9 protein-coding genes and 4 tRNA genes are annotated in these 11,196 nt (G+C 38.7%); all 13 read left to right on the top strand.

Annotation, left to right across the window (positions count from 1 at the left end; genetic code table 11):
* Positions 1-70: 70 nt before the first annotated feature.
* The 13 genes from LG276_RS23195 (at position 71) to yycF (ending at position 11,194) form a co-directional block, all read left to right on the top strand.
* The gene (locus LG276_RS23195; RefSeq protein ID WP_404293072.1) at positions 71-1,015 is read left to right on the top strand and encodes a YybS family protein; all 945 of its coding nucleotides are present in this window, start codon (positions 71-73) and stop codon (positions 1,013-1,015) included.
* Positions 1,016-1,039: 24 nt separating this feature from the next.
* Positions 1,040-3,013, top strand: coding sequence for a DHH family phosphoesterase (locus tag LG276_RS23190; RefSeq protein ID WP_251162474.1), 1,974 nt, complete (start codon positions 1,040-1,042; stop codon positions 3,011-3,013).
* A complete protein-coding gene (gene rplI / locus LG276_RS23185) occupies positions 3,010-3,459 on the top strand; it encodes a 50S ribosomal protein L9 (RefSeq protein ID WP_095371350.1) in 450 nt (149 codons plus the stop codon). The genes LG276_RS23190 and rplI overlap by 4 nt, the downstream gene beginning before the upstream one ends.
* A 131-nt stretch (positions 3,460-3,590) precedes the next feature.
* Positions 3,591-4,955, top strand: a complete 1,365-nt coding sequence (gene dnaB / locus LG276_RS23180; protein ID WP_224937000.1) for a replicative DNA helicase — start codon at positions 3,591-3,593, stop codon at positions 4,953-4,955.
* A 555-nt stretch (positions 4,956-5,510) separates the two neighbouring features.
* Positions 5,511-6,803, top strand: coding sequence for an adenylosuccinate synthase (locus LG276_RS23175; protein WP_224936998.1), 1,293 nt, complete (start codon positions 5,511-5,513; stop codon positions 6,801-6,803).
* Between the two features lie 240 nt (positions 6,804-7,043).
* A complete protein-coding gene (locus tag LG276_RS23170; protein WP_404293070.1) occupies positions 7,044-7,280 on the top strand; it encodes a hypothetical protein in 237 nt (78 codons plus the stop codon).
* 136 nt (positions 7,281-7,416) lie between these two features.
* A complete protein-coding gene (locus tag LG276_RS23165; protein ID WP_404293068.1) occupies positions 7,417-7,800 on the top strand; it encodes a hypothetical protein in 384 nt (127 codons plus the stop codon).
* 165 nt (positions 7,801-7,965) lie between these two features.
* Positions 7,966-8,041 (top strand) — tRNA-Lys (locus LG276_RS23160).
* 15 nt (positions 8,042-8,056) lie between these two features.
* A tRNA-Glu gene (locus tag LG276_RS23155) sits at positions 8,057-8,128 on the top strand.
* A 73-nt stretch (positions 8,129-8,201) separates the two neighbouring features.
* A tRNA-Asp gene (locus LG276_RS23150) sits at positions 8,202-8,278 on the top strand.
* A 47-nt stretch (positions 8,279-8,325) separates the two neighbouring features.
* Positions 8,326-8,398, top strand: a tRNA-Phe gene (locus LG276_RS23145).
* 270 nt (positions 8,399-8,668) lie between these two features.
* Positions 8,669-10,138: a peptidoglycan DD-metalloendopeptidase family protein gene (locus LG276_RS23140; protein WP_404293066.1), complete on the top strand. Its 1,470-nt coding sequence runs from the start codon at positions 8,669-8,671 to the stop codon at positions 10,136-10,138.
* A 345-nt stretch (positions 10,139-10,483) separates the two neighbouring features.
* Positions 10,484-11,194, top strand: a complete 711-nt coding sequence (gene yycF, locus LG276_RS23135) for a response regulator YycF (RefSeq protein WP_095371356.1) — start codon at positions 10,484-10,486, stop codon at positions 11,192-11,194.
* Positions 11,195-11,196: the final 2 nt, after the last annotated feature.

The following is an 11,196-nucleotide window of genomic DNA, read 5'->3' as shown; positions in this document are numbered from 1 at the left end:
TTGAATACCTATCCATGAGTGTATACAATAATAGATGCGGGCTTGTGCCCAATTTGAGAGGTGAATCTATTTGAAAAATGTACATAAACTTACTGAAGGGGCAGTTTTATTAGCTGCTTTTGCTGTGTTACTATTGATGTCCCTTTATTTGCCGATTATCGGAACGATTGTCACTTTCGGCTTACCGGTTCCATTTATGTTATTTGCCGCTAAAAATAAGCGTAGTGATGCGGCTATCTTTTTTGTTGCGGCTATTTTGATTTCATTCATTGTTGGAACCATTACAGCCATTCCATTAACCCTTGTCTTTGGTTTAACAGGTTTAGTGATTGGAGAGTTAATTAAGCTGAAGAAAGAACGGACAGCGATGTTGCTCGGTGGTTCTTTAGCGTTTTTAGCGATGTTTTTACTCGTTTTTGCTGGCATGAACGTGCTATTGAATATCAATTTTGTTGAGGAACTAAAAGTAGTTCTTGAGCAATCAATGGATATGACAAAAAACATGTTATCTACGATAGATAATAATGAAGCAGAACAAATTATCAAGCAGTTAGAAGCGACAATTACTGCATTAGAGACATTACTTCCAAGTCTTCTTGTGCTTTCTTCTGCAATGTATGTATTTATTATTCAGCTGATTGGCGTACCCATTGTCAGGAGATTTGGTATTGAAGTGAAAAAATGGCGCTCATTTGCCGATATCAGTTTCCCGAAAAGTATTTTATGGTATTATTTATTAACCATCCTTGCCCAAATTGTCATGAGACCAGAGGAAGGTTCTTTTACAACGATGGCCATTATGAATCTCCTTTTCGTTTTACAGTTAATTATGGTGATTCAAGGGCTCGCCTTTATCTTCTTCTATAGCAGATTAAAGAATTGGCCAAAGATTGTGCCTATTGCCATCCTCATATTTACCTTTTTAATGCCAATCTTCCTTTATATTGTGAGGATATTAGGTATAATTGATGTAGGATTTGATTTAAGAAAACGATTAGATAATAGGGATGCATAACACTACTGTTTAGGAGTTGAAAACATGCCCTCGTATTTAGAAAAGAAAACGATGCGTTATTGCCTGTTTGCTTTAATTGGTGTAACCGTCGTTCTTCTAGCGATTATGGCGTTGTACAATTGGATATTGAGTCTCGTTGCGCTCCTCCTTTTCGGCATTCCTTTCTACCTATTATTTAAGTTTGATTATGAGCAGAGGAAGGAAACAGAGGAGTACATATCGACCTTATCTTACCGTGTGAAAAAGGTAGGGGAAGAAGCATTAATGGAGATGCCAATTGGAATTATGCTGATTAATGATGAGTATTATATCGATTGGACGAATCCTTATATGGCATCATGCTTTGGGGAAGATACATTGGTAGGGAGATCACTTTATGATGTGGCAGATGCCTTAATCCCTATCATTAAGAAAGAGATTGAATCAGAAACCATTACGCTAACAGATCGCAAATTTCGTGTGGTACATAAGCCTGATGAACGTCTGCTTTATTTCTTTGATGTAACAGAGCAAACGCAGATTGAAAAATTATACGAAGATGAACGTACCGTTATTGCTATTATCTTTTTAGATAATTATGATGATTTAACACAAGGAATGGATGACCAGACAAGAAGTAGTTTGAATAATCTTGTCACCTCTATTCTGAATAAATGGGCCATGGAAAATGGCGTTTTCTTTAAGCGCGTATCTTCAGAGCGGTTTATCGCCGTCTTTAACGAAAGTATTTTGGATCAATTTGAGAAAAGTAAATTCACCATTCTTGATTTTGTCAGAGAAACGACGGCAAAACAAAATGTGCCACTCACATTAAGTATAGGTGTCGGAGCAGGGGTTTCCGATTTGCCAGAACTAGGTGTCTTAGCTCAGTCTAGTTTAGACCTTGCTCTCGGTAGAGGTGGTGACCAGGTAGCAATTAAACAGCCAAATGGGAAAGTGAAATTTTTCGGAGGGAAGACGAACCCCGTCGAGAAACGCACGAGGGTGCGGGCACGCGTTATTTCGCACGCTTTAAAGGAATTAGTCTCGGAAAGTGATAAAGTCATCGTCATGGGTCATAAACGACCGGATATGGACGCAATTGGTGCTGCCATTGGTATTCAGAAGGTAGCAGAGATGAACCATCGTGATGGCTATATTGTCGTTAATAAAGACGAATTTGATCAAAGCGTAAATCGTTTAATGGGTGAGATAGAGAAAAAAGAAGAGCTTTATGCGAAATTCATCACGCCAGATCAAGCGTTAGAGCTGGCAACTGACGATACTTTACTTGTTGTTGTTGATACCCATAAGCCTTCTATGGTGATAGAAGAGCGATTGCTTGCTAAAATAGAAGATGTAGTTGTGATTGATCATCATCGTCGCGGCGAAGATTTTATAAAAAATCCGCTGCTCGTTTATATGGAGCCTTATGCCTCTTCAACAGCAGAATTAGTGACGGAATTACTAGAATATCAACCGAAGAATCGTAAAATTGATATGCTTGAGGCGACTGCACTACTCGCTGGAATTATCGTTGATACGAAGAGCTTTACGTTAAGAACAGGCGCCAGAACCTTTGATGCAGCATCTTATTTAAGAGGACTAGGAGCGGATACAGTCCTTGTGCAACGATTCTTGAAAGAAGATGTCGACACGTATATTAAGCGGGCGAAAATCATTGAAACGGTAGAATTTTACCGAAATGGCCTTGCCATTGCTAAAGGTGCTGAGGACGATATATACGACCAAGTGTTAATTGCGCAAGCAGCCGATACATTACTGGCAATGGACGGTGTGACAGCTTCATTCGTCATTTCTTATCGTGCTGATGAAATGATTGGTGTGAGTGCTCGCTCATTAGGTGATATTAACGTACAGGTCATTATGGAGGCGCTAGAAGGGGGCGGCCATTTGACGAATGCTGCTACTCAATTAGATGATGTCTCAATCAATGATGTGGAAGGTAAATTAAAAGAAGCAATTGATGAGTATTTAGAAGGGAGAAAAGAAGAATGAAAGTCATTTTCTTAAAAGATGTTAAAGGAAAAGGGAAAAAAGGTGAAGTGAAGAACGTAGCAGACGGCTATGCACATAACTTTTTAATTAAACAAGGACTCGCTGTAGAAGCAAATAACTCAAATGTGAGTTCATTGAATGCACAAAAAAAGAAAGAAGAAAAAGAAGCAGCAGCTGAGTTAGAAGAAGCGAAACAATTAAAAGAAACATTGGAGAAGTTGACACTCGAATTTTCAACAAAAGCTGGAGAGGGCGGTCGTCTATTCGGCTCGATTACAAGCAAGCAAATTGCCGAAGAATTAAAGAAGGCGCATGATATTAAAATCGACAAGCGCAAAATCGAATTAAGTGACGCCATTCGTACTTTAGGATACACAAAAGTACCGGTTAAACTGCACACAGAAGTATCAGCTACGTTAAATGTACATGTAAAAGAAGCCAATTAAAGAATTTAACAACGCATCAAAAGAATTCATGGTAAAATAATAGAGTGAAAAAATGTGATCGGTGAAGGCTGATCACATTTTTGTCATCTAACGTGTTTAAAATGTGTCAGTATGAGGGGGTTCTATTTGTTTTGAGTGAATTATTTGCTGATCGTCTCCCTCCGCAAAACATAGAGGCTGAACAAGCTGTTCTAGGCGCAATCTTTCTGGAGCCTTCCTCGTTAACAATGGCTTCAGAACTATTAATTCCTGAAGATTTCTATAGAGCGGCTCATCAAAGAATTTTTAATGTCATGCTGAAACTAAATGATAAGGGAGAAGCCGTTGATTTAGTAACAGTAACAGAAGAATTAAACGCAGCCAAAATGTTAGAGGATACAGGCGGAGTAACTTATTTAAGTGAATTAGCTGCATCTGTTCCAACAGCAGCAAATATAGAATATTATGCTAAGATAGTAGAAGAAAAATCGATCTTACGTAGACTCATCCGTACGGCAACAGACATTGCCCAAGATGGATATGCGAGAGAAGATGAAGTTGAATCACTACTTGGCGAAGCAGAAAAAAATATATTAGAAGTATCGCAACGTAAAAATGCAGGAGCTTTTCACAATATTAAAGATGTGCTTGTGCGTACGTATGATAATATCGAGGTCATGCATAACCGTAAAGGTGATATCACTGGAATAGCGACTGGGTTTGCTGAGCTTGATCATATGACAGCAGGCTTTCAACGCAATGATTTAATTATCGTTGGCGCTAGACCTTCCGTTGGTAAAACAGCTTTTGCCTTAAATATCGCGCAAAATGTTGCCGTAAAAACACAGGAAAATGTTGCGATATTTAGTTTGGAGATGGGTGCTGAACAGCTCGTTATGCGTATGCTTTGTGCGGAAGGAAATATCGATGCACAACGTCTCAGAACAGGTTCTTTAACCGATGATGATTGGGGCAAGCTGACAATGGCGATGGGGAGCCTATCGAATGCGGGCATTTTTATTGATGATACACCTGGTGTTAGAATCACTGAAATTCGTTCAAAATGTCGTCGCTTGAAGCAGGAACATGGCTTAGGCATGATCCTCATCGACTATTTGCAGCTTATTTTAGGTAGCGGACGTTCTGGTGAAAACCGTCAGCAAGAAGTCTCTGAAATCTCTCGTTCCCTAAAAGCACTTGCGAGGGAGCTGCAAGTACCTGTTATTGCCTTATCTCAGCTATCCCGTGGCGTTGAGCAACGACAAGATAAACGTCCAATGATGTCTGATATACGTGAATCAGGAAGTATTGAGCAGGATGCTGATATCGTCGCCTTCTTATATCGTGATGATTATTATGACAAAGAGTCCGAAGACAAAAATATCATCGAAATCATCATCGCAAAACAACGTAACGGCCCGGTTGGTACCGTCCAGCTCGCCTTCGTCAAAGAATATAATAAATTCGTCAACCTAGAAAAAAGATTTGACGATTCATTTGCTCCGCCTGGGGCATAAAGAGGGAAACAGCATTTGGCTGGTTCCCTCTTTTTTAATGGAAGTCGCGACAAATGGGTAAATATAAAAGGAGGGGGGAGATTTGCATGTGTTGTGAGATAGATATTGGTGAAAATGGTGGAGCGGAAGTGGTTTAGGGGAAAATTATAAAGATAACGAGGCAAAAGCGAATTGCTCGTACATCAATGGAGAAAATTGAAAAGTTAGCGGAATAAAAATGGTTAGCTTTTACATCAGGAAGAAAAAGCACAAACATAGCCGAGCAAAAATAATCCCCCATATATTTAATAAAAATCAATACGATATAAGATAATAGTACAAAAACCACCTAACCTTCTTTTTATTTTCGTATATTTACTAACGGAGTTCAAATAACCTGAGAACCAGTAAAAACAGGTGTCACCCGACCCTTGATGCAAGAATTACACAATTGTATCACGAACGTATTTTTCGTTGTATGAATAAAATGTTCGTGTTTTATTGACTTTATCATAATAAAATTGTAGAATTAGTTTGTTTGATAAGGGAAAAAGAAACCTCGGAGGTGCATTCGTAATGTCATCAGTAGTTGTTGTAGGAACACAATGGGGAGACGAAGGTAAAGGGAAAATCACGGATTTTCTATCAGAGAATGCGGAAGTGATCGCAAGATATCAAGGCGGTAATAACGCTGGACATACAATTAAATTTAACGGTGAAACGTATAAATTGCATTTAATTCCATCAGGTATTTTTTATAGTGATAAAATTTGTGTCATTGGTAACGGGATGGTCGTTGATCCAAAAGCATTGGTACAAGAATTGGCTTACTTACATGAAAAAGGCGTGACAACAGATAATTTACGTATTAGTAACCGCGCCCATGTCATTTTACCTTACCACTTAAAATTAGATGAGGTAGAAGAAAACAGCAAAGGCGATAACAAAATTGGTACAACGAAAAAAGGAATCGGACCTGCTTATATGGATAAAGCCGCTCGTGTTGGAATCCGTATCGCAGATTTATTAGATAAAGAAGTATTTGAAGAGAAGCTAGCTCGTAACTTAGCGGATAAAAACCGTTTACTTGAAAGAATTTATGAAACAGAAGGCTTCAAAATGGAAGACATTCTTGACGAATATTATGAGTACGGTCAACAAGTGAAGAAATATGTATGTGATACATCCGTTGTATTGAATGATTCACTTGATGATGGCCGTAGAGTATTATTTGAAGGTGCACAAGGGGTTATGCTTGACATTGATCAAGGAACATATCCATTCGTTACCTCTTCTAACCCAGTAGCTGGCGGTGTAGCAATCGGTTCTGGTGTTGGACCAACAAAAATTAAACATGTTGTTGGGGTTTCCAAAGCATACACAACTCGTGTAGGAGATGGACCTTTCCCAACTGAATTAAATAATGAGATTGGTGATCAAATCCGCGAGGTTGGTCGTGAATATGGTACAACAACAGGTCGTCCTCGTCGTGTTGGTTGGTTTGATAGTGTCGTTGTTCGACATGCTCGTCGTGTGAGTGGAATTACAGACCTTTCACTTAATTCTATTGATGTTCTTACAGGTATTGATACTTTGAAAATCTGTACGGCTTATAGCTACAAAGGCGAAATCATTGAAGAATTCCCAGCGAGCTTAAAAGTCCTTGCTGATTGCGAACCAGTATATGAAGAGCTGCCAGGCTGGACAGAAGATATTACAGCTTGCAAATCTTTAGATGAGTTGCCAGCAAATGCACGTCACTACTTAGAGCGTGTCTCTCAATTAACAGGCATTCCATTGTCAGTATTCTCTGTTGGCCCTGACCGTACGCAAACAAATGTGGTCTTAAGCCCTTGGAGACAAAACTAAAAAATAAGCTTTTTAAGATCGTACCTGTAGAAGGTACGGTCTTTTTTTCTACCTTCAACATTGTATAGGTGTTTGTACAAGCCGTTTTTATCTATTTTCATCTAGTGGGCCATTCTTGTAACAGATGATGGTACATGTGAAGTCAATGAGTATTGTCAGCCAAATGATGAAGGAATTGCTACGAGAGCAACGGATGGGTTCCGCGTCATTAAACGGACAGGGGAGAACCAAGTAGTAGTTTTGATCAAGCCGAATGATGATGAAAACCGAAAGTTAAAAAGAGACATAGCAGTGATAGAAGAGCTGCAAAAGCAAAGCGTTGTGACGATGCAGGAATATCGTACGCAAAAAGAAGAGAGTGACGTAAAGATGCAGGCTTTACAACTGGAAAATGCAACAATTAGTCGTGAAATAAAAGATTTGAAAAATCAATTAGCTTCTCTAATGAGTAGATTGGATGGAAATCATCATCCTTAAAAATCTAAATAAACGACTTCACTATAAAGATGAAAAGGTGGAGTCGTCACTTTTACATAGAGTGATGTTCAGGATAGTAGAATGGTTTAGAAAGCAAAAAATTAGGGCATTGAACGTACTAAGGTGGTGGAAGAATTTGAAAATATTCAAAGGCATTTATTCATTGATCTTGTTTGTAGCAGGAGTCCTTCATTTTGTCCGGGAACGAAATTTTCGTAAGATTGTGCCGGAATCTTTACCGTTTAAAAAAGGGATTGTCCTCATTACAGGTGTGCTGGAGGTCGCATTTGCGATGTTACTTTGGGCAAAAAGAGGTCAAAGTCTAGTAGGTAAGCTGCTTTCATTCTTCATGGTGCTTGTTTTCCCAGCGAATATCAACATGGCAGTAAAAAATAATACTTTCTATAATGGTAAAAAGATTCATCCGTTATTTTTATGGATGCGTTTACCGCTACAAATCCCACTTATTTTAGGGGCAATTAAACTCACACATCCATCTACTGAAAAAAAGACTAAATGACCCATGTTATTTAGTTTTTTTCTTTTTTATAAGATAAGTGATGAGGGGATTTTAACTAGAAAAAGTTTTTCTGAAAAAATATTAAAAAAGGAGTGTACAAAGCTATCACCCTATGATAATATAAAAAGCGTCGTCAAGAAAAGAAAACGCTTCAAATTAAAAAGAGAGCCATTAGCTCAGTTGGTAGAGCATCTGACTTTTAATCAGAGGGTCGAAGGTTCGAGTCCTTCATGGCTCACCATTTTTATATTCGTATGGCCCCTTGGTCAAGCGGTTAAGACACCGCCCTTTCACGGCGGTAACACGGGTTCGAATCCCGTAGGGGTCATCTTTTTTAATAGTAGTAATCATAGGGATGCAAGCGCTCATTCTTTCATTGATTACGAATTTTATATAGATTTGGTCCGGTAGTTCAGTTGGTTAGAATGCCTGCCTGTCACGCAGGAGGTCGCGGGTTCGAGTCCCGTCCGGACCGCCATGATTCACTTGTATAGTGATTATGAAAATTGGATAAGCTGTTTTTATGGCTCAGTAGCTCAGTCGGTAGAGCAAAGGACTGAAAATCCTTGTGTCGGCGGTTCGATTCCGTCCTGAGCCATCAAAAAGGGAGTATGAATTTAATTCGTGCTCTCTTTTTTTATGTTTTTCTCCTTCCTCTATTACAATCATATGACAAAATCCCCCCTTTTCTATGTAGTTTTTTCCTATATTACGTCAAACTATGTCACCATAAATACAGTTTAATTACATTACAGAGACATCAAACTCGTAAAAATGACGATATGGTACATTAGTTAGGTGCAATAGTGATTAGTCTGATAGCACTAATAAGAATCAGAAGGTGTAAAGTAGTATAGGGGGAAGAACCATGAAGCAATGGAAGCAAAGACTGACTACATATACAGAACATACATCTAAGCGTGTTACACATAAATGGAAAAAAGCGGCCGCAATCGTTATGATTGGTGGTTGTTTAGCGTGGAGCGGATCCACATCAGTATTAGCAGAAGCAGAAGAGTCGGATTTGTATTATGTATATATCGGTGATCAATATGTGGGGACAGTTGATAATCCCCAAGTGATTGAAAATATAGTAGAGGATGAACTTGAAAACCAAGGGAAGTCCTATGAGGGCATACAAAAGGCGCTAGATCATGAGCTCTCCTATCTACCTGAAGATGAAGAGAAAGCCTTTAATGAAGCAACTGACAAAGAGTTAACGTCAGAAAACGCGCAGAGAGGGATCTCTATTAAAGCAGATGCTGTCGCACTAGAAATTGATGGTGAAACAGTTGCTTATGTAAAGAATCAAGAAGAAGCGAATGAAGTGCTTCAGCAACTACAGTTACAGTACATTTCTGAAAAAGACTATAAAGAGTTAAAAGAGCGCTCAGAAGAAGAAGAGCCACTACCAGAATTAGCCATTGGTGATACCCGCCTGTTGAATGCGAAATTTTCCGAGGAAATAGAATGGAAGAAAGAAAAAGTAGATCCGAACAAGGTGCAGTCTGTTGATGAGGTCATCAATTTCTTAAATAAAGGAACAGTAGAACAAGAGAAATATAGAGTTGAAGAAGGCGACTCTATTAGTACGATTGCTGACGAATATCATTTATCTACAGAAGAACTTGAAGATCTGAATGATATAGGTCAAGAAGATGTACTAAAGGTTGGTCAAGAACTTGTTGTTGAAACAATCGAACCGTACGTTGATGTGATTACGAATAGATCAGCATATAAAGAAGAAGACATTCCCTTTCACACAAAAGTAATAGAAGATGATGATATGTTGAAAGGGGAAGAGAAAGTAAAGCAAGAAGGGAAAAAAGGAAAACGTAACGTGTTATACCATATGAAAGAATCAAATGGTGAAGAAGTCAATAAAAGTGAACTAAAAGAGGAAATCATTGATGAGCCTGTAGAGGAAATCATTATTAAAGGAACAAAAAATCCAGATGTTGGCGATGGTGACTTTGCTTGGCCAGCAGTTGGTGGATATGTGTCAAGCGAGCTTGGTCATCGTTGGGGGAAGCTCCACAAAGGGATCGATATTGCCAGACCAAGTGATCGAACCATTAAAGCTGCCGATAATGGAAAGGTCATTTCAGCTGGCTTTAGTAGCAGTTATGGCTATAAAGTAGAAATAGATCATCAAAATGGCTACCGTACCTTGTATGCTCATTTAGATTCTCTTTCAGTGAGTGCAGGAGAGACAGTAACGAAAGGCTCTAAGTTAGGTGTGATGGGCTCTACTGGTAACTCAACTGGTGTTCACCTTCATTTTGAACTATACAAAGATGGTCAGTTAAAAAACCCATTAGACTATATTAGTCAATGATCAAAAAAGCGCTGGGACATGAGTGTTTTAGCTAACATTAAGCACGAATAACTCTGCTTTGATAAACAGAAGTTATCGTGCTTTTTTGTGTGTATGACAAGGTTCCATCTAAGAGCGCTCGCAAAACAAAAAGCCCCTTCTATCTTGCTTTTCCATAACTTGTACATATATGATACATTACAAATGATGCGTACTTGTATGTAACGTGATAAAGTAGAGTAGGATACATGCTGACGAAATTTTACAAAATGCTTTTACAAGCCCAATAAGCTTAGATATGATAATCTTGAAAAAGATACATGATTGTGACGATAGTAGATAATAATTGGATAAAGGAGAACAACGATGGATAAGAAAATTCTTGTAGTAGATGATGAAAAACCAATTGCAGATATATTACAGTTTAACTTAAATAAAGAAGGCTTCGATGTAACTTGTGTATATGACGGTGTCTCCGCATTGGAAAAAGTAGAAGAAGTAAAGCCTGATATGATTCTATTAGATATTATGCTTCCACAGAAAGACGGCATTGAGGTTTGCCGAGAAGTAAGGAAGAAATATGATATGCCGATTATTATGCTCACAGCAAAGGACTCTGAAATTGATAAAGTATTAGGGCTAGAGCTAGGAGCAGATGACTATGTAACAAAACCATTCAGCACAAGGGAATTAATTGCCAGAGTAAAAGCCAATCTTCGTCGTCATCAACAAATTGCATCAAAAGTGGATGAAGAAGATGAAAGTAATGAAATTGAGGTCGGCTCACTCACGATTCACCCGGACGCATACATCGTGTCTAAACGCGGTGAAACGATCGAACTAACGCATAGAGAATTCGAATTACTTCATTATTTAGCTAAGCATATTGGACAAGTAATGACGCGTGAACATTTACTTCAAACTGTTTGGGGCTACGATTATTACGGAGATGTTAGAACAGTTGACGTAACCGTTAGACGTTTGCGTGAAAAAATCGAAGACAATCCAAGTCATCCGACATGGATCGTTACAAGAAGAGGTGTCGGATACTACTTGCGAAATCCAGAACAGGAGTAAGT

Source organism: Cytobacillus kochii (genome assembly GCF_044790165.1).
Lineage (GTDB): Bacteria > Bacillota > Bacilli > Bacillales > Cytobacillaceae > Cytobacillus > Cytobacillus kochii.
The sequence above is the reverse complement of the archived record's forward strand: the minus strand, read 5'-3'. Positions and strand labels throughout refer to the sequence as shown.